The following is a 26,402-nucleotide window of genomic DNA, read 5'->3' as shown; positions in this document are numbered from 1 at the left end:
TACGCTATTGAAATCAAAGGGTCACGGCTTGGCGGCTGCCGCCTTCTGCCGGGCCTCTTCTTCCCGCTGCCGCCGCTTTTCCTCGACTTCGCGCTGTCTTTCCTCGGATTCCTGCACCTTGCGGTTGTAGGCCTCCACCTTCGCGGCACGCTTTGCTTCGCCTGCCTTCTCTTCAGCTTCCAGCTTGCGAAGCTTCTCCTCATGCCTGGCCACACGCGGGTTGACGCCGGCCGCCGACTCCGACGGCGGCTGCGCCTTTGCCGGAGCAGACGGTTTGGGCGTCCGGGGCAGGCCGGGCGGCGGCGCCTCGCGGGCATTTCTTTCCGCCAGCCCGCGGTCACGCTCCTCGATCTGGGCGCGGCGCTTATAGGCATTCGCTTCCACTTCGATTGGGCGCACCGCTGCCAGCGCCTTGCGGCGACGTTCCTTTACCGCGTCCATGCAATCGGAGGCAAAGAACTTCTCCGTGCACAGCTGTTCTTGCTGCGCCGCCCGGGCCGCGATGTCCTGCTTGGCGGAAGCAACCGCCGCCAGTGCCTCGTCGGCGGCCTCGGCAGACTGGATGGAGCCGGCCGGATACTGCTGCACGACCCTGCCGGCGCCCATGTCCCCGTGATCGTCGGCGCGCGCCGGCGAAAACGCCATCAGCAGCAAGGCAAAGACCAGCCATGCCGCATGGACCACGCTAGGAAAGCGAACCGGCGACATCGCGGCGCTCGCTTTCCATGTACTCGTGCGACTGCATTTCGATGATGCGGGAAACGGTGCGGTGAAATTCATTGGCGAGCATACCCTCGGTGTACAGTTCTTCCGGCTCGACTTCGGCCGACATCAGCAGCTTGACCTTGTGATCGTACAGCACGTCGATCAGCCACGTGAAGCGCCTGGCCTCCGATGACATGGCTGCCGACATGCGGGGAATGCCGGATAGAACGATGGTATGGAAGCGGCTCGACAGTTCAAGGTAATCGTTCTGTGAGCGCGGACCGCCGCAGAGGGTGGCGAAGTCGAACCAGACGACGCCGCCGGCGCGTCGCAGCGCCTTGATTTCGCGCGCCTCGATGTGGATTCGGGGATCCTCGTCCTCGGTCTCGGCGATCGCGGCGAAGGCGTGGCGCAAAGCCCGGTCGGCCTCGGCGCCGAGCGGAGTGTGATACGCCTCCACCTGTTCCAGCGCGCGCTTGCGGTAATCGAGGCCGGCATCGACATTGAGGATGTCCAGCTTGTCCTTGAGCAGGCCGATCGCGGGCAGGATGCGGTCGCGGTGCAGTCCTTCCGGATACAGCGCATCCGGCACATAGTTGGACGTCATGATGAACGAGACGCCGTTCTCGAACAGGGCCTTGAGCAGGTTGTAGAGAATCATGGCGTCGGCGATGTCCGAGACGTGGAATTCGTCGAAGCAGATCAGCCGGTACTTCTTGGCGATGCGGCGCGCCACTTCCAGCAGCGGATCGGCCATGCCCTTGAGTTCGTCCAGCTCACGGTGGACGCCGCGCATGAATTCGTGAAAATGCAGGCGCGTCTTGCGATGCACCGGCACCACCGAATAGAAGCTGTCCATCAGGAAGGATTTGCCGCGGCCGACGCCGCCCCACATGTACACGCCACGCGGCACCTGGGGCCGGGTGATGATGCGCATCAGCTTGTTGGAGCGCTGCGACTTGTACGCCACCCAGTCGTCGTAGGCTTGCTGCAGCCGCTCCACGGCGCGCCGCTGTGCCTCATCGGACTGATAGCCGCGCTGCGCCAGCGCGTGTTCGTAGAACTCCCTGACATTCATGATAGTTTCTTTACGTTCATCGACGTCGGCAGACTCGTTTCATCGGTCACCGGCGTAAAAATGGGCGAGACCAGCTCGCCCATGCATCAACAGGTATATCGCCACGTCAACGGGACACCCGGCACGACGGATGCCCGTTACCGAAAAACTGCGCTCACTGCGGCGTCAGCTCGACCGCCACCCGCGTCGGATAGCCGCCGCGGCCGAGCGTGATCGGCACATTCAGGCCGACGCCCACGCCGACATGGCCGCCACCGCCTCCGACGCCGAGCCCGAGGCCGGAACCGACGGGACCGGAGGGCCGCAATAGCAGCTCGGAGGTGCGGTAGCCCTGCATATTGCACACCACACGCAGATCGCCGGTGGAAGCGCCGACGTTGATCGACGCCGGCGTCATCACGTTCCAGCTGCCGCCGTTGGAGCTCACCATGCAGGCGGCGCCCGGCACGGCCTGGCCCCGGCTGACGGTTTCGATGGTCATGTTGCCGCCGCTCGATCCCGTGGTGGCGCATGCTGCAAGCAGGACGGACACGGACAGGATCAGGCGGCGCATGACGGACTCCTTAGAAGTTGAGCGAACGCTTGTCCACTGCCAGCGCCGCCTCCTTGGTAGCTTCGGAAAGCGAGGGGTGAGCGTGGCAGATGCGCGCGATATCCTCGGCGGAGGCGCGGAACTCCATCGCCACCACGGCTTCGGAGATCAGCTCGGAAGCCACCGGTCCGATGATGTGCACACCGAGGATTTCGTCGCTCTTGGCATCGGCCAGGAACTTCACCATGCCGCTGGTATCGCCGAGCGCGCGGGCGCGGCCATTGGCCAGGAACGGGAAAGTGCCGGCCTTGTAAGCCACGCCTTCGGCCTTCAGCTGCTGCTCGGTCTTGCCGACCCAAGCGATTTCCGGGGACGTATATATGACCCAGGGAATTGTGTTGAAGTTCACATGACCATGCTGGCCGGCGATGCGCTCGGCCACGGCAACGCCCTCTTCCTCGGCCTTGTGCGCGAGCATCGGACCGCGCACGACGTCGCCGACCGCCCAGACGTTCGGCAGGCTGGTCTTGCAGTCGCCGTCGACGGCGACGAAGCCGCGTTCATCGAGCTGCAGGCCCACCGCCTCGGCATTCAGGCCGATGGTGTTGGGCACGCGGCCGATGGAGACGATCAGCTTGTCGAACACCGCCTTCTGCGCATTGCCCTTGTCGTCGGTGTACTCGACGGTGACATCGTTCTTGCCCGGAGTGATGGTGCCGATCTTCACGCCGAGGCTGATGGACAGTCCCTGCTTGGTGAACAGCTTGAACGCTTCCTTGGCGATCTGTTCGTCGACCGCGCCCAGGAACGCCGGCAGCGCTTCCAGCACGGTGACATCGGCGCCGAGGCGGCGCCAGACGCTGCCCATTTCCAGGCCGATGACGCCGGCGCCGATCACGCCCAGCTTCTTCGGCACGTCGCCGATGGCCAGGGCGCCGGTGTTGGACAGCACCAGCTTTTCATCGAACGGCACGTTCGGCAACTGGCGCGGATTGGAGCCGGTGGCGACGATCACGTGCTTGGCGGTGATCGTTTCCTCGCTGGCGCCGGCGACCTTGATCTCGTAGGTGCCGCCCTCGGCCTTGACGAAGGAGCCGCGGCCGTGGAAGAAGGACACCTTGTTCTTCTTGAAGAGGTAGAGGATGCCTTCGTTGTTCTGCTTGACGACGGTATCCTTGCGGCCCAGCATGCGGCCGAGGTCGAGCTTCAGGCCCTGGACGTCGATGCCGTGCTCGGCGAAGCCGTGGCCGGCGTGCTCGAAATGCTCGGAAGATTGCAGCAGCGCCTTCGACGGGATGCAGCCGACGTTGGTGCAGGTGCCGCCGGGAGCGGGCGTGCCTTTCTCGGTCTTCCACTCGTCGATGCAGGCGGTGGAGAAGCCGAGCTGGGCGGCGCGGATGGCCGCGACATAACCACCGGGGCCGGCCCCGATGACGACAACATCAAAATTTTTTGCCATGGTGTGATCCAGTCAACCTAAACGGAGCGGGGATCGCGTCACGATCCCCGCCCTTCAATTCACTTTCGTTGCGCCGCTTGCGCAGCGATCAGAGGTCCAGCAGAAGGCGAGCCGGGTCTTCCAGCGCTTCCTTCATGGCCACCAGACCCAGGACGGCTTCGCGGCCGTCGATGATGCGGTGGTCGTAGGACATGGCGAGATAGTTGATCGGACGGATGACGATCTGGCCGTTCTCGACAACCGGACGCTCCTTGGTGGCGTGCACGCCGAGGATGGCCGACTGCGGCGGGTTGATGATCGGGGTGGACAGCATGGAACCGAACACGCCGCCGTTGGAGATGGAGAAGGTGCCGCCGGTGAGCTCGTCCAGGGTCAGCTTGCCGTCCTTGGCCTTGACGCCGAATTCGGCGATCTTCTTCTCGATGTCGGCGATGGTCATCTGGTCGGCGTCGCGCAGGATGGGCACGACCAGGCCGCGCGGCGAACCGACGGCGATGCCGATGTCGAAGTAGCCGTGGTAGACGATGTCGTTGCCGTCGACCGAAGCGTTCAGGATCGGGTATTTCTTCAGGGCGGCCACGGCGGCCTTGACGAAGAACGACATGAAGCCGAGCTTGACCCCGTGCTCCTTCTCGAACTTGTCCTTGTACTTGTTGCGCAGCTCCATGACCGGCAGCATGTTCACTTCATTGAACGTGGTCAGGATGGCGTTGGTGGATTGCGACTGCAGCAGGCGCTCGGCGATGCGGGCGCGCAGGCGGCTCATCGGCACGCGCTCTTCCGGACGACCGGCGAGGTTCAGGCCAGTCGGCGCGGCTACTTGCTGCAGGGCCGGCTTGGCAGCCGCTGCAGGAACGGCGGGCGCCGGTGCAGCCTTGTTTTCGACGGCGTTGATCACGTCGCCCTTGGTGACGCGGCCATCGCGGCCGGTGCCGGCCACGGAAGCAGCGGAAAGGTTGTTATCGGCCAGCATCTTGGCGGCGGCCGGCATGACCTTCACGTCGGAAGCGGCGGGCGCCTTGGCGGCCAGTGCGTTCACGGCCGCGGCAACCGGATCGGCGGCCGGGGCTGCGGCTGCAGCAGGCGCAGCTGCGGCGGGCGCCACGGCGCCAGCGACGGCTTCGGTGTCGATGCGGGCGATGATTTCGCCGGCGACGACCGTGCTGCCGTCGCCCTTGAGGACTTCGGTGATGACGCCGGCGTCAGGGGCCGGCAGTTCGAGCACGACCTTGTCGGTCTCGATGTCGATCATGTTTTCGTCGCGGCCGACGGACTCGCCGACCTTCTTGTGCCACTGCAGCAGCGTCGCTTCGGCGACGGATTCGGACAACTGCGGGACTTTCACTTCGATGATTGCCATGTAACGCTCCGTTTCGGGTTGTTCTTGCGGCGCGCCAGTTTCTAGCGCGCCGCCGGGTATTTATTTGGTGAGGACAAAGCCCTTGAGCTTCGAGAAGGCGGTATCGATCAGCGCCTTCTGCTGCGCGTAATGCTTGTCGTAGTAGCCGACTGCCGGCGAGGCGCTGGCCGGACGGCCGGCGTAGGCGAGCTTCTGACCCTCTTCGAGGTTTTCGAAGATGTTGTGCTGGATCTGGAACCAGGCGCCCTGGTTCTGCGGCTCGTCCTGCACCCATACCAGCTCGTTGAAGTTGGGGAACTTCTTGAGCTCGGCAGCGAAGGCCTTATGCGGGAACGGATACAGCTGCTCCACGCGGATGATGGCGGTGTCGGCCTGCGCGCGCTCCTTGCGGGCGTTGACGAGGTCGTAGTAGACCTTGCCGGAGCAGGCCAGCACGCGCTTTACCTTCTTCGGATCGATCTTCTCGTCCACTTCGCCGATCACGGTCTGGAAGGTGCCCTTGGCCAGCTCGGACAGCGGCGAACCGGCATCCTTGTTACGCAGCAGCGACTTCGGCGTCATGATCACCAGCGGCTTGCGGAACAGACGGATCATCTGACGGCGCAGCAGGTGGAAGATCTGGGCGGCGGTGGTCGGCTGGACGACCTGCATGTTGTTCTCGGCGCAGAGCTGCAGGTAGCGCTCGAGGCGGGCCGAGGAGTGCTCCGGACCCTGGCCTTCGTAGCCGTGGGGCAGCATCATCACCAGGCCGGACAGGCGGCCCCACTTCACTTCGCCGGAGCTGATGAACTGGTCGATGACGACCTGGGCGCCGTTGGCGAAGTCGCCGAACTGGGCTTCCCAGATGGTGAGGGTGTTCGGCTCGGCGGTGGAGTAGCCGTATTCGAAGCCGAGCACGGCTTCTTCCGACAGCACGGAGTCGATGACGTTGAACGGCGCCTGGTTTTCGGCCACGTTCTGCAGCGGAATGTAGGTGCCTGCATCCCAGCGCTCGCGCTTCTGGTCGTGCAGCACGGCGTGGCGGTGCACGAAGGTGCCGCGGCCGGCATCCTGGCCGGTCAGGCGCACGGCGTAGCCGGAGGAGACCAGCGACGCGTAGGCGAGGTGTTCGCCCATGCCCCAGTCGAGGTTCATCTCGCCGCGGCCCATGGCGGCGCGGTCGCCGAGGACCTTCTCGACCAGCGGATGGACCTTGAAGCCTTCCGGCGCGACGGTGATGCGCGCAGCCAGGCGCTTGAGCTCCGCCAGCGGCACGGCGGTGTCGGCGGCGTCGGTCCACTTGCGGTTCAGGAACGGCATCCAGTCAACGGCGTACTTGCCCTTGAAGTTGGAGATGACCGGATCGACGGTATGGCGGCCGGCGTCCATCGCATCGCGGAAGGCCTTGACCATGGCGTCGCCGCCGTCGGCCGGGATCACGCCCTGCGTCGCCAGCTTGTCGGCGTACAGCTTGCGGGTGCCGGGGTGGTTGGCGATCTTCTTGTACATCAGCGGCTGGGTCAGCGCCGGGGTGTCCTGCTCGTTGTGGCCGAGCTTACGGAAGCAGACGATGTCGATGACCACGTCCTTCTTGAACTCAAGACGGAAGTCGAGCGCGATCTGGGTGGCGAAGACGACGGCTTCGGGATCGTCGCCGTTGACGTGCAGCACCGGCGCCTCGATCATCTTCACGACGTCGGAGCAGTACAGGGTGGAGCGGGAATCGCGCGGATCGGACGTGGTGAAGCCGATCTGGTTGTTGATGACGATGTGAACCGTGCCGCCCGTGCCGTAGCCGCGGGTCTGCGCCAGGTTCAGGGTTTCCATCACGACGCCCTGGCCGGCGAAGGCGGCGTCGCCGTGCACCAGCACCGGCATGACTTGCGCGCCGTCCTTGTCGCCGCGGCGGTCCATGCGGGCCTTGGAAGAACCTTCGACGACCGGGTTGACGATCTCGAGGTGCGACGGGTTGAAGGCGAGCGACAGGTGGACCGGGCCGCCAGCGGTGGTGACGTCGGAGGAGAAGCCCTGGTGGTATTTCACGTCGCCGGCCGGCAGGTCGTCGGCATGCTTGCCTTCGAATTCCGCGAACAGGTCCTGCGGCATCTTGCCGAGGATGTTGACCAGCACGTTCAGGCGGCCGCGGTGAGCCATGCCGATGACGATTTCCTGCACGCCCTTTTCGCCGCCGCGCTGGACGGTTTCATCCAGGGAGGCGATGAAGCTTTCGCCGCCTTCGAGCGAGAAGCGCTTCTGGCCGACGTACTTGGTGTGCAGATAGCGTTCGAGACCTTCGGCAGCGGTGAGGCGCTCGAGGATGTGGCGCTTCTTCTGCTCCGAGAACTTGGCGGTGGAACGGGAGGATTCGAGACGCTCCTGCAGCCAGCGCTTCTGCGCCGGATCGGTGACGTACATGAATTCGGCGCCGATGCTGCGGCAGTAGGTGTCGCGCAGGGCATTCAGCAGATCGCGCAGGGAAGCGGTCTCGGTGCCGAAATAGGTATTGCTGATGTTGAACACGGTGTCCATGTCAGCATCGCTGAAGCCGTAGAAGCTCGGCTCCAGTTCGGGAATGCTCGGACGTTCCTGGCGCTGCAGCGGATCGAGATTGGCCCAGCGGTTGCCCAGGAAGCGGTAGGCGGAAATCAGCTGGGTGACGGCGACGCGCTTGCGGCCCATTTCCGCGTCGGCGGAGGCGGTGACGGTGCGAATCGGACCCTGCTTGGCCCGCTCGGCAAATGATGCGATGACCGGTGCGTGGGCGACGTCGGGACGGGCGGAGCCATCGACCGCAGGCACGTGCTGCATGGCGTCGAAGTAGGCGCGCCAGTTGTCGGGAACGGAACCGGGATTGTTGAGGTAGGCTTCGTACAGTTCTTCAACGTACGGGGCATTACCTCCAAACAGATACGAGTTGGAGAAGTATTGCTGCATCATCTTGCTCACCTTTCTTCGCGTTTCGCGAGATTAGCGGGTTGATTAAACCTTCCGCGACACGGCCTGACCGGTTAGCGGATCGCACATCAAGTTGTGGGGGAAGGGCTACGTGACGTGGACTACCGTGAAAGGACTTCCCAACTGCGGACATCCAGAATCATAGCCGGGTAGCATAGCATATTTGGTCTTGCGCAATACGAAAAAAGGCGGGCACGAGGCCCGCCTTTCCCATTCCCTGGAGAAGCTGTTGCTGCTTAGCCGCGGTCCGACATGGACGGCACATCGCGCTTCGTTGCGCCGATGAAGAGCTGGCGCGGACGGCCGATCTTCTGCTCCGGGTCGGAGATCATTTCGTTCCACTGAGCAATCCAGCCGACGGTACGGGCCATGGCGAAGATGCCGGTGAACAGCGAGACCGGGATGCCCAGTGCGCGCTGCACGATGCCGGAGTAGAAGTCGACGTTCGGATAGAGCTTGCGCTGCACGAAGTAATCGTCTTCCAGCGCGATCTTTTCCAGCGTCATGGCCAGCTTGAACAGCGGGTCGTCGTGCAGGCCCAGTTCGGTCAGCACTTCGTGGCAGGTTTCGCGCATCAGCTTGGCGCGCGGGTCGTAGTTCTTGTAGACACGATGACCGAAGCCCATCAGCTTGACGTTGGAGTTCTTGTCCTTGACCTTGGCGATGAATTCGCCAATGCGCTCGACGCCGCCCTGCTTCTGGATGTCTTCCAGCATGTTCAGTGCTGCCTCGTTGGCGCCGCCATGGGCCGGGCCCCACAGGCAGGCGATGCCGGCGGCGATACAGGCGAACGGGTTGGCGCCGCTCGAACCGGACAGGCGCACGGTCGAGGTGGAAGCGTTCTGCTCGTGATCGGCGTGCAGGATGAGGATGCGATCGAGTGCGCGCACCAGCACGTCATTGACCTTGTACTCCTCGCACGGCGTGGAGAACATCATGCGCATGAAGTTGGCGCTGTAGGACAGATCGTTGCGCGGGTAGACGAAAGGCTGGCCGACGGAATACTTGTAGGCCATGGCGACCAGGGTCGGCATCTTGGCGATCAGACGGATGGCCGACACTTCGCGGTGGTGCGGATCGTTGATGTCGAGCGAGTCGTGGTAGAAGGACGCCAGCGCGCCGACGGTGCCGACCAGGACCGACATCGGGTGCGCGTCGCGGCGGAAACCGCGGAAGAAGAACTGCATCTGCTCGTGAACCATGGTGTGGTGGGTCACGGTATCGACGAACTTGGCTTTCTCGGCGGCGTTCGGCAGCTCGCCGTTCAGCAGCAGATAGCAGGTCTCGAGGAAGTCGCAGTTGACCGCCAGCTGCTCGATCGGATAGCCGCGATAGAGCAGCTCGCCCTTGTCGCCGTCGATGTAGGTGATCGAGGAATTGCAGGCCGCGGTGGACATGAAGCCCGGATCGTAGGTGAACTTGCCGGTCGCGCCATACAGCTTGCGGATGTCGATGACATCCGGTCCGATGGTGCCCTTGTAAATCGGCAGTTCCAGCGAAGGGGAACCATCGGAGAATGATAGCGTTGCTTTGGAATCAGATTGGGTCATGGCTCGTCCTTCAGTTCACGAGATGTGAGTCGATTGTTGAAAGCAAAAACAAAAACGGGAACAACGGGAATCAGGCGCTGCGCAGGCGGCCGATCAGCGCATGGACATGCGGCAGGTCGACCTCGCCCTCCGGCTCCTTGCGGGCCAGCAGCAGGTCCATCAGTTCGTTGTCCGGCAATTCCATCAACCGCGAGAAAGCGTCGACTTCCTCGTCCGTCAGGTTCTGTTCATGCGCATCCAGAAAACGCGAGATGATGAGGTCGTTTTCGAGGAGGCCGCGGCGGGCGCGCCAGCGCAGGCGGGCGCGCTTGACAGGATCCGACTGGTGGTTGTCTAACATCGATTTTGAACCTTCTTGCGCCGGCGCGCTTGCGGGCGCCGGCGATTAACACCGGGCAACCGCCATGGCGGCGGAAGCCCTCTTCCATCGTCGAGCCGGTTTACACCGCGCGGCGGACCATCAGTTCCTTGATCTTGCCGATCGCGCGAGTCGGGTTCAGACCCTTCGGGCAGACATCGACGCAGTTCATGATGGTGTGGCAGCGGAACAGCCGGTACGGATCTTCCAGGTTGTCGAGACGCTCGTTGGTGGCTTGATCGCGGCTGTCGGCGATGAAGCGGTAGGCCTGCAGCAGGCCGGCCGGGCCGACGAACTTGTCCGGGTTCCACCAGAAGGACGGGCAGGACGTCGAGCAGCAGGCGCACAGGATGCACTCGTACAGACCGTCGAGCTCTTCCCGCTCGGCCGGGCTCTGCAGACGCTCCTTCTCCGGCGGAATGCTCTCGTTGATCAGGTACGGCTTGATCGAGTGGTACTGCTTGAAGAACTGCGTCATGTCGACGATCAGGTCGCGGATCACCGGCAGGCCCGGCAGCGGACGCAGAACGATCGGCTGGGACAGCTCGTTCAGGTTCGTGGTGCAGGCCAGGCCGTTCTTGCCGTTGATGTTCATCGCGTCCGAGCCGCACACGCCTTCGCGGCAGGAGCGGCGCAGCGCCAGCGAGTCGTCGACGTCGGACTTGATGCGCTGCAGGGCGTCCAGCAGCATCTTGTCGGTATCCTGCAGCTCGACCGTCAGGTCCTGCATGTAGGGCTTCGCATCCTTGTCGGGATCGTAGCGGTAGATCTGAAATTTAACGGTGCGTGGCATCTTGTTACCTTAGAAAGTACGTGCTTTGGGCTTGAAGGTCTCGACGGTCAGCGGCTTGGTGTTGACCGGCTTGTAGTCCAGACGGTTGCCCTCGGAATAGAACAGCGTGTGCTTCATCCAGTTCTCGTCGTCGCGCTTTTCAAAGTCGCGGTGCGCGTGCGCGCCGCGGGATTCCTTGCGCGCCGCTGCCGAGACGATGGTCGCCTTCGCGGTTTCGATCAGGTTGTCCAGCTCCAGCGCTTCCACCCGCGCGGTGTTGAACACCTTGGACTTGTCCTTGAACGACACATGCTTGCGGCGCTCGTCCAGCTCCATGATTTTCTGCACGCCGGTCTGCAGGAGTTCGTCGGTGCGGAACACGCCGCAGAATTGCTGCATGGTCGAACGGATGGCGTTGGCCACGTCCTGAACGCGCTCCGTGCCCTTGTCCGATTCCAGACGGGCCAGACGCGCCAGCGCCATGTCGGCGGCATCGGCCGGCAGCGGCTTGTGGCTCTTGGCCGGCAGGTTCTGCGCGACGATATGGTTGCCGGCGGCGCGGCCGAACACCACGAGGTCCAGCAGCGAATTGGTGCCGAGACGGTTGGCGCCGTGGACGGAGACGCAGGCGCATTCGCCGATGGCGTACATGCCGTTGACGATTTCGTTCGGATTGCCGTTCTTCGGCGCGACGACCTGGCCGTAGATGTTGGTCGGGATGCCGCCCATCTGGTAGTGGATGGTCGGCACGACGGGAATCGGTTCCTTGGTGGCGTCGACGTTGGCGAACTTGTGGGCGATTTCGAGGATCGACGGCAGGCGCTTGCGGATGGTGTCCGCGCCGATGTGGCGCAGGTCCAGCAGCACGTGGTCCTTGTTGGGACCGCAGCCGCGGCCTTCCTTGATTTCCTGGTCCATCGAGCGCGAAACGAAGTCGCGCGGAGCCAGGTCCTTCAGCGTGGGCGCATAGCGCTCCATGAAGCGTTCGCCGTTGGAGTTGATCAGGATGCCGCCCTCGCCGCGCACGCCTTCGGTGATCAGCACGCCGGCGCCGGAGACGCCGGTTGGGTGGAACTGCCAGAACTCCATGTCTTCCAGCGGCAGGCCGATGCGGGCAGCCATGCCCATGCCGTCGCCGGTGTTGATGAAGGCGTTGGTGGAAGCGGCCCAGATACGGCCGGCGCCGCCGGTGGCGAACAGCGTGGTCTTGCCCTGGAGGATCATGACTTCGCCGGTTTCCATCTCCAGCGCCACCACGCCGAGGATGTCGCCATCCTGGTCGCGGATGAGATCGATCGCCATCCACTCGACGAAGAAGTGGGTCTTGGCGCGCACGTTGCGCTGGTAAAGGGTGTGCAGCAGCGCATGGCCGGTACGGTCGGCGGCGGCGCAGGCCCGCTGCACCGGCTTCTCGCCGAAGTTGGCGGTGTGGCCGCCGAACGGGCGCTGATAGATGGTGCCATCCGGATTGCGGTCGAACGGCATGCCGAAGTGCTCGAGCTCGTAGACGACCTTGGGCGCTTCACGGCACATGAATTCGATGGCGTCCTGGTCGCCCAGGTAGTCCGAACCCTTGACGGTATCGAACATGTGCCAGTACCAGTTGTCCTCGCTCATGTTGCCGAGCGAGGCGCCGATGCCGCCCTGGGCAGCCACGGTATGGGAACGGGTCGGGAAAACTTTTGACAGCACGGCGACGTTCAGGCCGGCTTCGGCCAGCTGCAGCGATGCGCGCATGCCGGAGCCGCCGGCGCCGACGATGACCGCGTCAAAGCGGCGGACAGGCAGGGAAGATTTGATTGCAGCCACGATTTACACTCTCCAGATAATCTGCGCGGCCCAGCCGACACAACCGATGAGCCACACCAGGGTGGCGACTTGCAGGATCAGGCGCGCGAAGACGGATCCCGTGATGTAGTCCATCCAGATGGAGCGCATGCCGATCCAGGTGTGGTAGGCCAGGGAAATGACGGTGACGAAGGTCGCGATCTTGAACCACTGCTGGGAGAACAGGCCGGCCCAGCCTTCATAGCTGAAATTGCTGCCGGAGAGGAAGGACACCAGAAGGATGATGGTGTAAACCGCCATGATGATGGCGGTGGCGCGCTGGGCCAGCCAGTCCCGCAGGCCGTAATGGGCGCCGACGACCAGACGCTTCGGGCCGATGTTATTGTTAGCCATTTCTTAGAATGCTCCGAACAGTTTCAATGCAACCAGTGCGGTCAGCGTCAGGCTGACGGCGAAAACGAGGATGGAGGTCTTGCCGATGGTCTGCTTGTCCAGGCCGATGTGGAAGTCCTGGGACAGGTGGCGGAAGCCGGCGCAGAAGTGGTGCAGATAGGCCCAGGACAGCGCCAGGATCACCAGCTTGACGAACCAGCCGGAAGTAAATCCCTTCATGTATTCGAAGGAAATTTCCGACGTCAGGCTCTTGTCCAGCAGATAGAGCACGAACGGCAGCAGAAAGAACATGAGCGCGCCGCTTATGCGGTGCAAGATCGACAAGTAAGCCGCCAGCGGCAACTTGTAGTGGGCGATGTCCGCGAAGGTCATCACTCCGTGTCGCTTGCGGCTCTTCTGAATGGCTTCAGCCATGACTACACTCCCTACACATGAAAATCCCGTAATTTTCGCTTATTTTGTGCACCACACCAATAGGTATCGTGACCTTACGCTAATAAAATTGAATAACCGCATCGCATATCCACCGAGCTCATTGATTCAAAATCGGGTCAACTGAGCTCATTCTGGTAGTGATGGCGATCGGTGAGATAGAGGCTGCGACGCACCTCCACCGGCTTGTCGCCATAGGTATATGAAGTCCGCTCGACGCTTAACAATGGCGTTCCGGTAACGGTGCCGAGCAATTGCGCCGTCGCCTCGTCCGCAGCGACGGCACGGATCTTTTCGCTGGCGCGAATCATGCGCGTGCCGAACTCGCTCTCGAACAGCCCGTACATCGGCCCCTTGTACTCCGACAGGCGTTCCGCGGTGAGGCCCTTGAAGATGGAACCGGGCAGCCAGATCTCCTCGACGATGGTGGCCGCGCCGTCGAAGGATTGCACGCGCTTGATGCAAACCACGGAATCGCCGGCCTTGATGTCCAGGATGCGCGCCACTTCGGACGGCGCGCGCAGACGCTTGACGTCGAGAATCTTGTTGTCGGCCGAGTGCGGCTCACCGGCATCCGGCATCAGGCGCAGAAATCGAAACTGGGCGCGCGCCTCGTGATGGGTGGCGACGAAAGTGCCCTTGCCCTGACGGCGCACCACCAGGTTTTCCGCCGCCAGTTCGTCGATGGCCTTGCGCACCGTGCCCTGGCTGACCTTGAAGCGGGTGGCCAGGTCCACTTCGCTCGGGATCAGCTCGCCCGGCTTCCATTCACCGGCCTGGAGGCTCTGGGTGATGAGCGCCTTGATCTGCTGATAGAGGGGACTGAAGGTGGGCGACGTGCCGGAAGCGGATGCCGAACCGCCATTGACAGGCGGCTGACTGGGCAAATTGGGCGGCGTCGTGTTCATAACCGATCATTTCACCATAAAAATGGCATTGCGGTCCAGCAAAAAGCAAAGTGATATGTCTTATATATGATATAAGATGATTGTTGACAGGAGTGACATCTTGCGCCTACACTCGCGGGCATTATTAACCCGCTGCATCGCGCCGCCTGTCCAGTCGGCCCGGCACCTTCCGAATTCCCCGTGGCCTCGTCCGCAATCTGCCCCTCCAGTCTGATTTTCACCGGTATGATTACGGCTTTCGCCGCCGGACTCGCCAGTTCCCCCTCCCATAACTCACCACCACCTTTGGAGATTCATCATGGCTAAAGCCCCCATGCGCGTTGCCGTCACCGGCGCCGCCGGTCAAATCGGCTACTCCCTGCTGTTCCGCATTGCCAATGGCGACATGCTGGGCAAAGACCAGCCGGTCATCCTGCAACTGCTGGAAATCCCCGACGAGAAGGCTCAGAAGGCGCTCAAGGGCGTGATGATGGAGATCGACGACTGCGCATTCCCGCTGCTGGCCGGCATGACCGCCCACAGCGATCCGATGACCGCCTTCAAGGATGCCGACGTCGCCCTGCTGGTCGGCGCCCGTCCGCGCGGCCCGGGCATGGAGCGCAAGGATCTGCTCGAAGCCAACGCCCAGATCTTCACCGTGCAGGGCAAGGCGCTGGACGCCGTCGCTTCCCGCAACGTCAAGGTGCTGGTGGTCGGCAATCCGGCCAACACCAACGCCTACATCGCCATGAAGTCGGCCCCGAACCTGCCGGCCAAGAACTTCACCGCCATGCTGCGCCTCGACCACAACCGCGCCCTGTCCCAGGTCGCCGCCAAGGTCGGCAAGCCGGTGGCCGCCATCGAGAAGCTGTGCGTCTGGGGCAACCACTCCCCGACCATGTACGCCGACTACCGCTTCGCCACCGTCGATGGCAAGTCGGTCAAGGACATGATCAACGACCCGGTCTGGAACAAGGACACGTTCCTGCCGACCGTCGGCAAGCGCGGCGCCGCCATCATCGAGGCGCGCGGCCTGTCCTCCGCCGCTTCGGCTGCCAATGCGGCCATCGACCACGTCCGCGACTGGGTCCTCGGCACCAACGGCAAGTGGACCACCATGGGCATCCCGTCCGACGGTTCCTACGGCATCCCCGAAGGCGTCATGTTCGGCTTCCCGGTGACCACCGAGAACGGCGAGTACAAGATCGTCCAGGGCCTGGAGATCGACGAGTTCTCCCAGGAGCGCATCAACTTCACGCTAAAGGAACTGCTCGAAGAGCGTGACGGCGTGAAACACCTGGTCGGCTAATCGACTACCGCCCCGGCAGGCCGGCATCGTCCGGCCTGCCGGCTCCGCCTCGAGCCCAATTCCGAACACACTGCATGCATCCATCCGAGGTTTTATTCCAGGGCACGCGCCAGCCGGTTTCCCTTCCGGTCTGCGACCATTACGCCGGCTCCGAGAAGCTGATGCGCAAGTCGCTTGCCCTGCAACAAGAGCTTGGCCCCGTTTTTGACATCACCTTCGACTGCGAGGACGGCGCCGCCGCCGGCAACGAAGAAGCCCATGCCCGCCTGGTGGCGTCCCTGCTCGGCAGCGAAGACAACCGCTTCAACCGCATCGGCGCCCGGGTGCATGACCTGCGCCACCCCAGCTTCGCCCAGGACGTCGCCATCATCGGCGCACAGGCCGAACGACTCGCCTACTTCGTGCTGCCCAAGCCGGACAGCCTGGCAGAGGTGGAGGAAGCCCTTGCCGCCATCAACCGCCTCGTTCCGCAGCGCCAGGTGCCGCTGCATGTGCTGATCGAAAGCTACGGCGCATTGCGCGACGCGGAACGCATCGCCGCGCTGCCGCAGGTGGAATGCCTGTCCTTCGGCATCATGGATTTCGTTTCCGCCCATTACGGCGCCATTCCTGCCAGCGCCATGCGCAGCCCCGGCCAGTTCTCCCACCCGCTGGTGCAGCGCGCCAAGGTGGAAATCGCCGCCGCCTGCCACGCGCACGGCAAGGTGCCCTCGCACAGCGTCACGACTGAAATCAGGGACCTGTCGGTGGTGGCGGACGATGCCCGCCGCGCCGCCGGCGAACTCGGCTATACCCGGATGTGGAGCATCCATCCGAACCAGATCAAGCCCATCGTCGCCGCGCTGGCACCGTCCATGGAAGATGTGGCCGACGCGGCCGCCATCCTGGCTGCTGCCCGCGACGCGCAATGGGGTCCGATTCAGCATCAGGGAACGCTGCATGACCGCGCCAGTTACCGCTATTACTGGACCGTTCTGCAGCGGGCACGTCGCAGCGGCCTCGACGTGCCGGCTTCCGTGGCAGACATGGCATAACTCCGTGGAGCCTTTCCGCCTGCCGCCAGTCCAACTCTCAATCCCTCCCATTCCTCTTGCCTCAATGGAGACCCGCATGAAATTTCTGGCTACCCTCGTCGCTCTCACAGCCAGCCTTGCCGTAACCGCCCTGCCCGCACATGCCGAAGACGCCCATGCTCATCCGGCCAAGAAAACCGTGAAGAAGGCGCCGGCAAAGAAGCAGGCGCAGCCCAAGCATGAGCAGTCCGCCGCCGTCGACGAAGATGACCGCGAGCCGGACGTCAGCACGTCGACCCACGCCGAGTATCAGTGCGAACTGGGCAACAAGGTTTCCGTGTACAAGAATGATACTGATGACCAGCACATCGCCCTGCGCTGGAAGAAGCAGCTGCTGCGCCTGACCCGTGTCGAAACCACCACCGGCGCCAACCGTTTCGAGAACCGCAAGAACGGCCTGGTATGGATCGACATCCCGGCCAAGGCAATGCTCCTAGATTCCAAAAAAGGCGCCCAGCTGGCCAACGAGTGCAAGCATCCGGAGCCGGTGAAGACTGCCGCCCAGTAATTGGGCCATTGGGCCGTTGGGCCCCAGCAAGCAGCAGGCGCCACGCTTCCGGCCGTCCAGGGCATGGGGCGTGGCGTTGAATTTTGCAGTTCGTTATCGTGGATTGATCCGCATCTGGCACCTAAGAACTAAGGAGAGGATATGTCGCGCAATACAATGAACACCCTGAAGGAATTCAAGATCACGGATTCCAGGAAAGGCAAGTTTTACTCCCTGCCGGCGCTCGAAAAGAGTCTCGGCGTCAAGATCTCCCGCCTGCCGATCTCCATCCGGATCGTGCTCGAATCCGTGCTGCGCAACTGCGACGGCAAGAAGGTGACCGAGGAGCATGTGCGTCAGCTCGCCAACTGGGCGCCGAACGCCGAGCGCGTCGATGAAATCCCGTTCGTGGTCGCCCGCGTCGTGCTGCAGGATTTCACCGGCGTGCCTCTGCTGGCCGACCTGGCGGCGATGCGCAACGTGGCCTCGCGCATGGGCATGCAGCCGAAGAAGATCGAGCCGCTGGTGCCGGTCGACCTGGTGGTCGACCACTCGGTGCAGGTCGATTACTACGGCGAGAAGAAGGCGCTGGACCTCAACATGAAGCTGGAATTCCAGCGCAACAACGAGCGCTACCAGTTCATGAAGTGGGGCATGCAAGCCTTCGACACCTTCGGCGTCGTGCCTCCCGGCTTCGGCATCGTGCACCAGATCAACCTCGAGTATCTGGCGCGCGGCGTCCACAAGAAGGAGGATGTCTATTATCCGGACAGCCTGGTCGGCACCGACTCCCACACCACCATGATCAACGGCATCGGCGTGGTCGGCTGGGGCGTAGGCGGCATCGAGGCGGAAGCCGGCATGCTCGGCCAGCCGGTCTACCTGCTGACGCCGGACGTGGTCGGCGTCAATCTCACTGGCCAGCTGCGCGAAGGCGTCACCGCCACCGACCTGGTGCTGACCATCACCGAGCTGCTGCGCAAGGCCAAGGTGGTTGGCAAGTTCGTCGAGTTCTTCGGCGAAGGCACCGCCTCCCTGTCCACCACCGACCGCGCCACCATCGGCAACATGGCGCCGGAATACGGCGCCACCATGGGCTTTTTCCCGGTGGATGAAGCCACGATCGAGTACTTCAGGGGCACCGGCCGCACCAAGGCGGAAATCGATGCCTTCGAAGCGTATTTCCGCGCGCAGAACATGTTCGGCGTGCCGCGCGACGGCGACATTGACTACAGCAGCGTGGTCACGCTCGACCTCGGCACCGTCGCGCCGTCCCTGGCCGGCCCCAAGCGTCCGCAGGACCGCATCGAAATCGGCAACGTCAAGTCCACCTTTGCCGACCTGTTCAGCAAGCCGGTTTCCGAGAACGGCTTCAACAAGAAGGCGGAAGCCTTGGAAGCCGTCTACGAGAACGCCGACGGCGTGAAGGTGAAGAACGGCGACGTGCTGATCGCCGCCATCACCTCTTGCACCAACACCTCGAATCCGAGCGTGCTGCTGGCCGCCGGCCTGCTGGCGAAGAAGGCGGTGGAAGCGGGCATGAAAGTGGCACCGCACATCAAGACCTCCCTTTCGCCCGGATCGCGCGTGGTGACCACCTACCTGGAAGCGACCGGCCTGCTGCCCTACCTGGAAAAGCTGGGGTTCGCCGTGGCTTCCTACGGCTGCTCCACCTGCATCGGCAACGCAGGCGACCTGACGCCGGCGATGAACGATGTCATCGTGCAGAACGATATCGTGGCTGCGGCCGTGCTGTCCGGCAACCGCAACTTCGAGGCGCGCATCCATCCCAACCTGCGCGCCAACTTCCTCGCCTCGCCGCCCTTGGTGGTGGCCTATGCGCTCGCCGGCACCGTCACCCGGGACCTGATGACCGAGCCGGTCGGCAAGGGCAAGGGAGGCCGCGACATTTACCTCGGCGACATCTGGCCGACTTCGCAGGAGATTGAAAAGCTGATGCGCTTCGCCCTGAACGCCAAGGTGTTCAAGGAGAACTATGCGCAGGTGAAGGCAGCACCGGGCAAGCTGTGGCAGCAGATCAAGGGCGGCGCCACCGGCGACGTCTACAACTGGCCGCAGTCGACCTATATCGCCGAACCGCCGTTCTTCGAGCAGTTCGGCATGGAACCGGCCGCCGCCGCCAGCGGCATCAGCGGCATGCGCGCCATCGGCGTGTTCGGCGACTCCATCACCACCGACCATATCTCCCCGGCGGGCTCGATCAAGGAATCCAGCCCGGCCGGCAAGTGGCTGCTGGAAAACGGCGTTGCCAAGTCGGACTTCAATTCCTACGGCTCGCGCCGCGGCAACCATGAAGTGATGATGCGCGGCACCTTTGCCAACGTCCGCATCAAGAACCTGATGATCCCGCCGAAGGAAGACGGCTCCCGTGTCGAGGGCGGCCTGACCCTGCACCAGCCGAGCGGCGAGCAGATGCCGATCTACGATGCCGCCATGCGCTACATCGCCGACGGCGTGCCGACCATCATCTTCGCCGGCGAAGAGTATGGCACCGGCTCCTCCCGCGACTGGGCTGCCAAGGGCACGCAACTGCTCGGCATCAAGGTGGTGGTGGCGCGTTCGTTCGAGCGCATCCACCGTTCCAACCTGGTGGGCATGGGCGTGCTGCCGCTGCAGTTCATCGGCGACGACAGCATTCAGTCGCTCGGCATCACCGGCACCGAGACCTACGACCTCAAGGGCATCGAGGGAGAGATCCGGCCGCAGCAGAAAGTGACGCTGGTGATCCACCGCGCCGACGGCAGCTCGCAGGAAGTGCCGCTGCTGCTGCGCATCGACACGCCGATCGAGGTGGACTACTACAAGCACGGCGGGATTCTGCCGTTCGTGCTGCGCGAGTTGCTGGCCGCCTGAGATCCGGCGCCGCCCAGCGCAAGCCGGGCGGCGCAAGCATGATGTAAGCATTGCCGTCTATGCTGGCATCAGTCGGCATCCGTGCGCGGGTGCCTCAATCAATGCCAATAGATACGGAGACACATCATGTGGAAAATGCTGGTTGGATTTCTCGCCTTTGCGCTGATTGCACTGTTCGTCATCATGAAAGCCGGCGACAAGGTCGACATGGCGGGTGAATCGGGCGGACATCAGTCTGCGCCGGCCAGCTCCGCCCCGGCCGAACCCGCACCGGCGCCCGCTGCCAGCGCTCCGGCATCGAAGTAATAAAGTCCTTCCCGGCACCAAGCCGCATGGCGCAAGTCATGCGGCTTTGCTTTTTTGCACAAGGCACATTGCGGGCGCCCATTGCTGGCAGATATCGCGCATGAGCCAGCGCATCGCCGCCCGTGCGATTTGCCCTATCCTGTCGGTTGAGACGCCCTCCCAACCGGCGTACACTCGAACAAACCTTTTGCTACAACCCGATCAGAACAACATGCGCCGTTCAACCAAGAGTCCCTTTCAAAAGATCACCGGCGACAGCCATCGCCTGGTGATGTTGTCCCAGGGCCTCGCCCAATCCTCCAGCCGGATGGAAGAGCGCTCCTGGGAGCGCGCCTTGTCCAATCTGCTGGCCAAGCTGCTGCGCACCGGCCACCAGGAAACGCTGGACAATGCGCTCGACCACCTCTACAAGAAGGACCTGCCCGCCTACGACGCCCTGATGGAAGCAGCCGAAGAGGCAAGCAGTTCCTGCGTCATCGAGCACGAGGACGCGCAGTACGATGCGCTGCTGATCGCCGCGCCGGTACTGGCCTGGACGCGCTACACCATTGCCTCCGGCGCCATCCCGCCCGATACCCGAACCACACTGGCGGCGCACCTCAGCGCCCACCTCCTGGCCCCTGAAACCCACCTGGCGCTGGCGCCGACGCTGTATGCCATCGACCAGCTGCCGCGCACCCATGGCGAAACCTATGCACTGACCCACAAGCTGGCGCAGGCCGCCATCAAGAACACGCCGCCCAAGCCGCCCACCAGCAGCGAAGAAACCGCGCCTTTCCTGGCCGACACCCGTTATCTGCTCGCAGTTGTGACCGCCAGGGCCGGCGAGCCGCTGTTCCGATGGCAGGCCAGTCTGGATGCCGCCGACCGCATGCGCGCCCTGACCCAATGGCGCAACCAGGTCACGCCTACCGTCATGCGTTTGCTGCCGGGCTGCAGCGTTGAGCTGCTGCTGCCGGAAGCCTATTACGTCGCCTGCCGCGAAGCGGACCGCCTGATCCGTCCGGCTTCCATTCGCGCCGCGGTCAATTACCTGACCACGACCCTCGGCGTCGACCCGCAGAGCCTGCGCGCCGTCATCGGCGCCTTCGGCGAGGAACCGGTCGGCAGCCGGCTGGATGAATACCGCATCGGCTTCACCCTGCGCCATGACAGCGAAGTCGTGTACGGCGTGGTCTGGCCGCTGTTCGGGCAGGAGGACGACGACGAGGGCGACGGCTCGTCGCTGAGCGAAACCCTCGGCTCGCCGGAAGCGCTGATGGAAAATCCACGCAGCCCGCTGGAAGAAATCCAGGCCCTGCTGCGGGAGTGCGGCATCGTCCACATCAAGCGCCACATCGAACGCTTCCCGATGGAATTCTGCGACGATTGCGGGGCGCCGCTCTATCCCGATCCGGAAGGGGAGCTGGTGCATGCGGAGATGCCCGAGGATGCGCCTTCGGGCACCGAGCATTTCCACTGAAGACGAGCGCCCGCCAGGCGCTTTATCATGCCGGCTTACCAGCGGCGGAACGGATGCTGCAACAGGCTGGCGTTGTAATAGCGCGGGTCGTGCGTCACTTCCTCGCCCAGCCAGGGCGGCCGCGCGAAGGGCTGGTCTTCGCGCTCCAGCTCGATCTCGGCGACGATGAGGCCGGCGTTCTCGCCATGGAACTCATCCACCTCCCACACCATGCCCTCGTGCCGGATGCGGTAGCGGGTCTTCTCGATCAGGGGCCGCTCGCACAAGGCATCCAGCATCGCTGCCGCATCGGCCGGCGGAATCGGATACTCCCACTCGCTGCGGGTAGCGCCGCGGTTCAAGCCCTTGATGGTGAGCGTGCCCTGTCCATCCTCGATGCGTACCCGCACCACCCGCTCCGGCTGCGACGACAGGTAACCCTGGCGCAGCATGGCGCCCGTCCCCGCCGGCCGCCAGCCATCGTTGGCCACCAGAAACTTTCGTTCGATCTCGACGCCCATCAAGCCTCCGGCTCGCTCACTGCCGTCAGCATCGGCTGCAGGATGGCACGCCCGAGGGCGGCGCTGCGGGCGCCGTTCCAGCCATGGACCGTATCCGGAAGATCGGCATTGTCCTTGAATGGCATCTCCAGCGTGAGCGAAACGCAGCCGTAGGTGTGTCCGATGTACTTCGACGCCAGCTTCAGCATGTCCTCCCGGTATTTGGTCGGCTCATAACCAATGCGGGTCTGGAAATCCGGGCTGGCCTGGCGGAAGCTGTCCATGAAAGCCTGCTGCCGCATTGCCTGCTCCGGCGTGAAGCCTTCCAGCATCTCGCAGCCCGCCACGAAGACATAGGGCAGGCTCTCATCGCCGTGCACATCCAAAAACACGTCACAGCCGGTTTGCGCGATGCGCTCACGGACAGCGAATACCTCGGGACTGGACTCGCGCGACGGCGCTACCCACTCCCGGTTGAGGTTGGCGCCGGCGGCATTGGTGCGCAGGTTGCCGCGCACCGATCCATCCGGATTCATGTTCGGAACCACGTAGAACACCGCCTGCTGGAGCAGCCGCCGCGCCAGCGGGTTGGCGCCATCGGTGAGCGCCTCCAGCATGCCTTCCACGAACCACTCGGCCATGCTTTCGCCGGGATGCTGGCGGGCGATCACCCATATCTTCTTTGCCGCGTCCGGATTGCCGACCACCACCAGGTTCAGATCGCGTCCATCGACCGTGTCACACATATCCTCGACCTGGCACAGCGGCGAGGCTTCCATCCGGCCCAGCAGACACAGGTGGCGCTCCCAGGTATAGGGTTCGAAGTAGGCGTAATACACGCTGTCCCGCTCAGGCTGGTGGATGATGGTGAGCACCTTGCCGTCGTAGCTGGTCGGCACCCGGAACCAGGCTTCTCGGTCATAGCTGGCCACCGCCTGATAGTCCCGCCAGCCGTCTGGATACGTGGCCTCACCGGCATTGAGGATATGCATGCGGCAGGCCTGGCCTCGCGCGCCCTGGAGACGGAAATGGAACCACTGGGAAAAATCGGCGTGTGAGTCCTTGCGCAGGCGCAGTTCGATCGAAGCAGGATCCGCAGCGGCAACCACCTCGATGGCGCCTGCGTCGAACTGCTGGCTGATTTTTATTGTCATGGGGAATATATGGTTGTGGCGAAAATACGCACTGCTGCTATAATACGCGGCTCGTCGGGGCGTAGCGCAGCCTGGTAGCGTACCTGCATGGGGTGCAGGTGGTCGGAGGTTCGAATCCTCTCGCCCCGACCAAAGTAATCAAGCACTTACACTCGAACCTGTATGTGCATACATCGCTGTATATTTGAAGATTTCAAATATAGCCAAGAAGCCCGCCGTCAAACGCGGGCTTTTTTGCATTTGGCAGCCAATGACAGACCCGCCTTGCTCTCATCAATAGAAGAAAATACATGGCACAGGAATGCAAATCTTGCGGCACAGAGAAGCCGCTTGTTACGTGCCATCTTGACCTGCCCTCTCTGCCAGAGGCCAGTCCGGTTCTAGCAAAGTTCCGTTTAACAAGCGCCTGAGCGGCACGAGCGGCCGATGTTGGTCTGTGCCTGGCTTCAAACTCTGCCGTGATCCGCCAATCCCCATCCATCTGGTTCCACCTATGGCGATGCGGCGCCTCCGCTCTGCCGAACCCTGAAGCGTTATTGCTTCGGCCATGAACGCATCGTGAGCGGTCGTGGGCGGAACGACTTCTCGATCGCTGCCTTTACTTCACATTCGGCAGCGGCTCCCGTCACTTGACATGAACCGGTCCGAGGTCGCAGCGCTCGAGCCGGCCGCTGCTTGAATGAAAGTGCAGCAATCGATACCGGCGGCGAGCCACACCATTTACGCCCCCGGCCTTGCATTCTGCCGAAAGAAATCAGCGAGGCTCGCTACCTGCAATTTCTCGCACAGCCGCGCCCGATGGAATTCGACGGTCTTGACGCTGATGCCCATTTCCTCGGCTATCGCCTTGTTGGTGCGGCCTTCCCAAACCAGGGTCAGCACTTCGCGCTCGCGCTGGGTCAAGTCGGCAAACCTGGCATCATCGATCGCCGGCTGGCTGGTCGGCGTCTCCGCCAGACGCTTTCGAGCCTCCAGCTTCAGTGCTTCCTGAACTGCGGGCAGCAGCCGCTGGGAGTCGATCGGCTTCTCGATGAAGTCGACGGCGCCCTGCTTGAGCGCCCGCACCGCCACCGGCACATCCGCATGGCCGCTGAGGAAAACAATCGGAATGCCGATCTGCCGACGCGCCATTTCTTCCTGCAGCGCGAGGCCGCTCATGCCGGGCATGCGCAGGTCGAGCACCAGGCAGCCGCTTTGGCCGCGGCGATAGCTGTGGAGGAAGGCGGCGGCGGAGGCGAACGATTCCACCGCCAGACCGGAGGCCTTGAAGAGCATGGTCAAGGCATCGCGTACCGCTTCATCGTCATCGACGACGAATACCGTTTCATTCATCAGATTCTTCCGAGTGGTCATCCACGCTTCCGAGCGTGAAATGAAAAACAGTGCCAGCACCCGCCGGGCTCTCATGCCACATCTGGCCGCCGTGCGCCTCGACGATGGACCGGCAGATGCACAAGCCTAGCCCCAGGCCCTGCTCCTTGGTGGTGAAGAAAGGCGTGAACAGCTTGGCGGCGACGGCGGGCGGAATGCCCGCGCCATTGTCGCGAACCGATACCCGGATGCCATGGTCGCCATGACGGGCGGCCGCGATTTCCACCCTGCCCGGGTCCGCCCGGTGTTCGGCATTCATGCGCACCGCGTCGACGGCGTTGCCGAGCAGGTTGGTCAACACCTGCTCGATCAGTGTCCGGTCGAACGGCAGGACGGGCAATCCGTCCTCGAGCGAGGCGCGCAGATGCACCGACATGTCGCTGACCACCGGCTCCATCGCCAGGAGCGCATCATCGATGACCTGATTGATATGGCATTCCGCGACGCTCGGCTTGCGCCGCTGCAGGAAGCTGCGGGTACGCGCCACGATCTCGCTCGCCCGTACCGCCTGCAGGCGCGACTTCTCCAGCGCCGCCGTCGCCTCCGCAATGTCCGGCCGAGGCTGCGCCAGCAGCATCTTCGCCGCCGCGCTGTAAGTGGCGATCGCCATCAGGGGCTGATTGATCTCATGTCCCAGCATGGAGGAAATCTCGGCGAGCACGGCAAAGCGCGCGGTCTTGTGCAGGATCTCGCGCTGCTGCTGGCGCAGGCTTTGCACCGCTTTCTGTTCGGTGATGTCGATCAGCACATGCAGGTGGGCGCGAGTGCGGCCTTCCCAGCGTATCGGCCCGGTCTGCACCAGGAACCAGGCGCCGGTGAAGCGATCGCGCGCTTCGTGATAGGTGAACGCCGAAGAGGCGTCCGCCGCTTGGGCCGGGAGGCCGCCCGCGGCCGCTTCCAGGCGCTGCTCGATGTCGGCGGCGTTGATCCCGACGGGTTCGGCCCTCATCATGCCGGCGAAGCGGCGATTCGCGTAGAGCACGCGGCCGCTTCTGTCGCCGACGACGTAGATATAGGCTGACAGGCCTTCCAGCACATCGCGGAAGCGCAGCTCGGCGCGCGTCAGGGAAAGCTTCAGCCGGATCAACAGCCAGACGAAGATGTTGAACGTTGCAGCAAGAACCAGCCCTTCCCAGGCGTAGAGAATGTCGCGCGCATACACATGATCGGGCAGGAAGCTGAAGCCCCAGCAGGCCACCGCCAGCAGCGACAGCATCACGCCCGCCCGGGCGCCTGCGCTCCAGGTGCCGATGGCTATCGGCAGCAGGTAGAGGATCGACAGCCTGACTTCGTAGCCGGTGACGAAATCGACGATGGCCACCAGTACCAGCAACGTCAGCGCCGCGGCCATGCCGCGCCATGGATCGGCGACGATATTGATGGCGATGGCGCGTACCGCGGGACTCCGCATGAATGGTGGGGTCGACTGCATTCCTTCTCTATATCCTGCTAATAAAGTTGCATCAAACGTCCATGGTCTGACAGGCGGTTACGGTCGATGCGAAAGAAAATCCAGACAATACGCGCTATTACGTAGCGCCGAACTAGGGTACACCCTAGCGCCATTCCGGCCGCCCCCTCCTATACTCGTGCCCGCCCGATTCCGGCAGCCGGAACGGCCTTCCCTTTCAATTCAAAC

General features: G+C 63.3%; 23 protein-coding genes and 1 tRNA gene. 7 read left to right on the top strand and 17 right to left on the bottom strand.

Going from position 1 to position 26,402, the window contains the following annotated elements; translation table 11 throughout:
- Positions 1-21: 21 nt before the first annotated feature.
- The 13 genes from CHB88_RS08495 to CHB88_RS08435 all read right to left on the bottom strand — a co-directional run bounded on the left by CHB88_RS08495 (position 22) and on the right by CHB88_RS08435 (position 14,269).
- Positions 22-708 carry a hypothetical protein gene (locus tag CHB88_RS08495; RefSeq protein WP_089398899.1) on the bottom strand — a complete coding sequence of 229 codons (687 nt, stop codon included), beginning with the start codon at positions 706-708 and terminating at the stop codon, positions 22-24.
- On the bottom strand, positions 686-1,783 hold the full coding sequence (gene zapE, locus CHB88_RS08490) for a cell division protein ZapE (RefSeq protein ID WP_089398898.1): 1,098 nt from the start codon (positions 1,781-1,783) through the stop codon (positions 686-688). Before zapE ends, CHB88_RS08495 begins: the two co-directional genes overlap by 23 nt.
- A gap of 154 nt (positions 1,784-1,937) precedes the next feature.
- On the bottom strand, positions 1,938-2,336 hold the full coding sequence (locus tag CHB88_RS08485; RefSeq protein ID WP_089398897.1) for a hypothetical protein: 399 nt from the start codon (positions 2,334-2,336) through the stop codon (positions 1,938-1,940).
- Between the two features lie 10 nt (positions 2,337-2,346).
- Positions 2,347-3,774 carry a dihydrolipoyl dehydrogenase gene (lpdA, locus tag CHB88_RS08480; protein ID WP_089398896.1) on the bottom strand — a complete coding sequence of 476 codons (1,428 nt, stop codon included), beginning with the start codon at positions 3,772-3,774 and terminating at the stop codon, positions 2,347-2,349.
- Between the two features lie 88 nt (positions 3,775-3,862).
- Positions 3,863-5,134: a 2-oxoglutarate dehydrogenase complex dihydrolipoyllysine-residue succinyltransferase gene (odhB, locus tag CHB88_RS08475; protein WP_089398895.1), complete on the bottom strand. Its 1,272-nt coding sequence runs from the start codon at positions 5,132-5,134 to the stop codon at positions 3,863-3,865.
- A gap of 60 nt (positions 5,135-5,194) precedes the next feature.
- Complete coding sequence (locus tag CHB88_RS08470) at positions 5,195-8,050, bottom strand: 2-oxoglutarate dehydrogenase E1 component (protein WP_089399145.1); 2,856 nt, start codon at positions 8,048-8,050, stop codon at positions 5,195-5,197.
- Between the two features lie 254 nt (positions 8,051-8,304).
- Positions 8,305-9,618 (bottom strand): citrate synthase, encoded by a 1,314-nt coding sequence (gltA, locus tag CHB88_RS08465; protein WP_089398894.1) that lies wholly within the window; start codon positions 9,616-9,618, stop codon positions 8,305-8,307.
- Positions 9,619-9,688: 70 nt separating this feature from the next.
- Positions 9,689-9,958, bottom strand: a complete 270-nt coding sequence (locus tag CHB88_RS08460; RefSeq protein WP_089398893.1) for an FAD assembly factor SdhE — start codon at positions 9,956-9,958, stop codon at positions 9,689-9,691.
- A gap of 100 nt (positions 9,959-10,058) precedes the next feature.
- Complete coding sequence (locus CHB88_RS08455; RefSeq protein ID WP_089398892.1) at positions 10,059-10,769, bottom strand: succinate dehydrogenase iron-sulfur subunit; 711 nt, start codon at positions 10,767-10,769, stop codon at positions 10,059-10,061.
- Between the two features lie 9 nt (positions 10,770-10,778).
- Entirely contained in the window at positions 10,779-12,557 is a 1,779-nt protein-coding gene (gene sdhA, locus CHB88_RS08450) for a succinate dehydrogenase flavoprotein subunit (RefSeq protein WP_089398891.1), read from the bottom strand.
- Between the two features lie 3 nt (positions 12,558-12,560).
- Entirely contained in the window at positions 12,561-12,929 is a 369-nt protein-coding gene (sdhD, locus tag CHB88_RS08445) for a succinate dehydrogenase, hydrophobic membrane anchor protein (protein WP_089398890.1), read from the bottom strand.
- A 3-nt stretch (positions 12,930-12,932) separates the two neighbouring features.
- Positions 12,933-13,343, bottom strand: coding sequence for a succinate dehydrogenase, cytochrome b556 subunit (sdhC, locus tag CHB88_RS08440; protein WP_089398889.1), 411 nt, complete (start codon positions 13,341-13,343; stop codon positions 12,933-12,935).
- Positions 13,344-13,480: 137 nt separating this feature from the next.
- On the bottom strand, positions 13,481-14,269 hold the full coding sequence (locus CHB88_RS08435; protein ID WP_089398888.1) for a GntR family transcriptional regulator: 789 nt from the start codon (positions 14,267-14,269) through the stop codon (positions 13,481-13,483).
- A 298-nt stretch (positions 14,270-14,567) separates the two neighbouring features.
- Between CHB88_RS08435 and CHB88_RS08430 the strand changes: the two genes are divergently transcribed.
- From CHB88_RS08430 to CHB88_RS08405, 6 genes are all read left to right on the top strand, one after another.
- Positions 14,568-15,557 carry a malate dehydrogenase gene (locus CHB88_RS08430; RefSeq protein ID WP_089398887.1) on the top strand — a complete coding sequence of 330 codons (990 nt, stop codon included), beginning with the start codon at positions 14,568-14,570 and terminating at the stop codon, positions 15,555-15,557.
- A gap of 74 nt (positions 15,558-15,631) precedes the next feature.
- On the top strand, positions 15,632-16,591 hold the full coding sequence (locus CHB88_RS08425) for an HpcH/HpaI aldolase/citrate lyase family protein (RefSeq protein ID WP_089398886.1): 960 nt from the start codon (positions 15,632-15,634) through the stop codon (positions 16,589-16,591).
- 76 nt (positions 16,592-16,667) lie between these two features.
- Positions 16,668-17,138 carry a hypothetical protein gene (locus CHB88_RS08420; protein ID WP_089398885.1) on the top strand — a complete coding sequence of 157 codons (471 nt, stop codon included), beginning with the start codon at positions 16,668-16,670 and terminating at the stop codon, positions 17,136-17,138.
- 141 nt (positions 17,139-17,279) lie between these two features.
- Positions 17,280-19,991, top strand: a complete 2,712-nt coding sequence (acnA, locus tag CHB88_RS08415; RefSeq protein WP_089398884.1) for an aconitate hydratase AcnA — start codon at positions 17,280-17,282, stop codon at positions 19,989-19,991.
- Between the two features lie 126 nt (positions 19,992-20,117).
- Complete coding sequence (locus tag CHB88_RS08410) at positions 20,118-20,297, top strand: hypothetical protein (protein ID WP_089398883.1); 180 nt, start codon at positions 20,118-20,120, stop codon at positions 20,295-20,297.
- 211 nt (positions 20,298-20,508) lie between these two features.
- On the top strand, positions 20,509-21,759 hold the full coding sequence (locus CHB88_RS08405) for a DUF2863 family protein (protein WP_089398882.1): 1,251 nt from the start codon (positions 20,509-20,511) through the stop codon (positions 21,757-21,759).
- Positions 21,760-21,794: 35 nt separating this feature from the next.
- Here CHB88_RS08405 and CHB88_RS08400 read toward each other — a convergent pair whose 3' ends face one another.
- Positions 21,795-22,259 (bottom strand): CYTH domain-containing protein, encoded by a 465-nt coding sequence (locus CHB88_RS08400; protein WP_089398881.1) that lies wholly within the window; start codon positions 22,257-22,259, stop codon positions 21,795-21,797.
- Positions 22,259-23,392, bottom strand: a complete 1,134-nt coding sequence (locus CHB88_RS08395; protein WP_089398880.1) for a M14 family metallopeptidase — start codon at positions 23,390-23,392, stop codon at positions 22,259-22,261. The genes CHB88_RS08400 and CHB88_RS08395 overlap by 1 nt, the downstream gene beginning before the upstream one ends.
- A gap of 55 nt (positions 23,393-23,447) precedes the next feature.
- Between CHB88_RS08395 and CHB88_RS08390 the strand changes: the two genes are divergently transcribed.
- Positions 23,448-23,524, top strand: a tRNA-Pro gene (locus CHB88_RS08390).
- Positions 23,525-24,112: 588 nt separating this feature from the next.
- On the opposite strand, the gene CHB88_RS08385 is transcribed toward CHB88_RS08390, so the two are convergent.
- Together CHB88_RS08385 and CHB88_RS08380 are read right to left on the bottom strand one after the other, a co-directional pair.
- Positions 24,113-24,724, bottom strand: a complete 612-nt coding sequence (locus tag CHB88_RS08385) for a response regulator transcription factor (RefSeq protein ID WP_245844844.1) — start codon at positions 24,722-24,724, stop codon at positions 24,113-24,115.
- The gene (locus CHB88_RS08380; protein ID WP_176442383.1) at positions 24,717-26,174 is read right to left on the bottom strand and encodes a sensor histidine kinase; all 1,458 of its coding nucleotides are present in this window, start codon (positions 26,172-26,174) and stop codon (positions 24,717-24,719) included. The genes CHB88_RS08385 and CHB88_RS08380 overlap by 8 nt, the downstream gene beginning before the upstream one ends.
- Between the last annotated feature and the right edge of the window lie 228 nt (positions 26,175-26,402).

This window comes from Noviherbaspirillum humi, assembly GCF_900188095.1.
In the GTDB taxonomy this organism is placed as follows: domain Bacteria; phylum Pseudomonadota; class Gammaproteobacteria; order Burkholderiales; family Burkholderiaceae_D; genus Noviherbaspirillum; species Noviherbaspirillum humi.
This window is presented reverse-complemented; position numbering and strand designations above follow the sequence as displayed.

Coding starts and splice junctions, on each gene's coding strand:
- CHB88_RS08495 (WP_089398899.1), bottom strand. CDS start 708: ATGTCGCCGGTTCGCTTTCCTAGCGTGGTCCATGCGGCATGGCTGGTC.
- zapE (WP_089398898.1), bottom strand. CDS start 1,783: ATGAATGTCAGGGAGTTCTACGAACACGCGCTGGCGCAGCGCGGCTAT.
- CHB88_RS08485 (WP_089398897.1), bottom strand. CDS start 2,336: ATGCGCCGCCTGATCCTGTCCGTGTCCGTCCTGCTTGCAGCATGCGCC.
- lpdA (WP_089398896.1), bottom strand. CDS start 3,774: ATGGCAAAAAATTTTGATGTTGTCGTCATCGGGGCCGGCCCCGGTGGT.
- odhB (WP_089398895.1), bottom strand. CDS start 5,134: ATGGCAATCATCGAAGTGAAAGTCCCGCAGTTGTCCGAATCCGTCGCC.
- CHB88_RS08470 (WP_089399145.1), bottom strand. CDS start 8,050: ATGATGCAGCAATACTTCTCCAACTCGTATCTGTTTGGAGGTAATGCC.
- gltA (WP_089398894.1), bottom strand. CDS start 9,618: ATGACCCAATCTGATTCCAAAGCAACGCTATCATTCTCCGATGGTTCC.
- CHB88_RS08460 (WP_089398893.1), bottom strand. CDS start 9,958: ATGTTAGACAACCACCAGTCGGATCCTGTCAAGCGCGCCCGCCTGCGC.
- CHB88_RS08455 (WP_089398892.1), bottom strand. CDS start 10,769: ATGCCACGCACCGTTAAATTTCAGATCTACCGCTACGATCCCGACAAG.
- sdhD (WP_089398890.1), bottom strand. CDS start 12,929: ATGGCTAACAATAACATCGGCCCGAAGCGTCTGGTCGTCGGCGCCCAT.
- sdhC (WP_089398889.1), bottom strand. CDS start 13,343: ATGGCTGAAGCCATTCAGAAGAGCCGCAAGCGACACGGAGTGATGACC.
- CHB88_RS08435 (WP_089398888.1), bottom strand. CDS start 14,269: ATGAACACGACGCCGCCCAATTTGCCCAGTCAGCCGCCTGTCAATGGC.
- CHB88_RS08430 (WP_089398887.1), top strand. CDS start 14,568: ATGGCTAAAGCCCCCATGCGCGTTGCCGTCACCGGCGCCGCCGGTCAA.
- CHB88_RS08425 (WP_089398886.1), top strand. CDS start 15,632: ATGCATCCATCCGAGGTTTTATTCCAGGGCACGCGCCAGCCGGTTTCC.
- CHB88_RS08420 (WP_089398885.1), top strand. CDS start 16,668: ATGAAATTTCTGGCTACCCTCGTCGCTCTCACAGCCAGCCTTGCCGTA.
- acnA (WP_089398884.1), top strand. CDS start 17,280: ATGTCGCGCAATACAATGAACACCCTGAAGGAATTCAAGATCACGGAT.
- CHB88_RS08410 (WP_089398883.1), top strand. CDS start 20,118: ATGTGGAAAATGCTGGTTGGATTTCTCGCCTTTGCGCTGATTGCACTG.
- CHB88_RS08405 (WP_089398882.1), top strand. CDS start 20,509: ATGCGCCGTTCAACCAAGAGTCCCTTTCAAAAGATCACCGGCGACAGC.
- CHB88_RS08400 (WP_089398881.1), bottom strand. CDS start 22,259: ATGGGCGTCGAGATCGAACGAAAGTTTCTGGTGGCCAACGATGGCTGG.
- CHB88_RS08395 (WP_089398880.1), bottom strand. CDS start 23,392: ATGACAATAAAAATCAGCCAGCAGTTCGACGCAGGCGCCATCGAGGTG.
- CHB88_RS08385 (WP_245844844.1), bottom strand. CDS start 24,724: ATGAATGAAACGGTATTCGTCGTCGATGACGATGAAGCGGTACGCGAT.
- CHB88_RS08380 (WP_176442383.1), bottom strand. CDS start 26,174: ATGCGGAGTCCCGCGGTACGCGCCATCGCCATCAATATCGTCGCCGAT.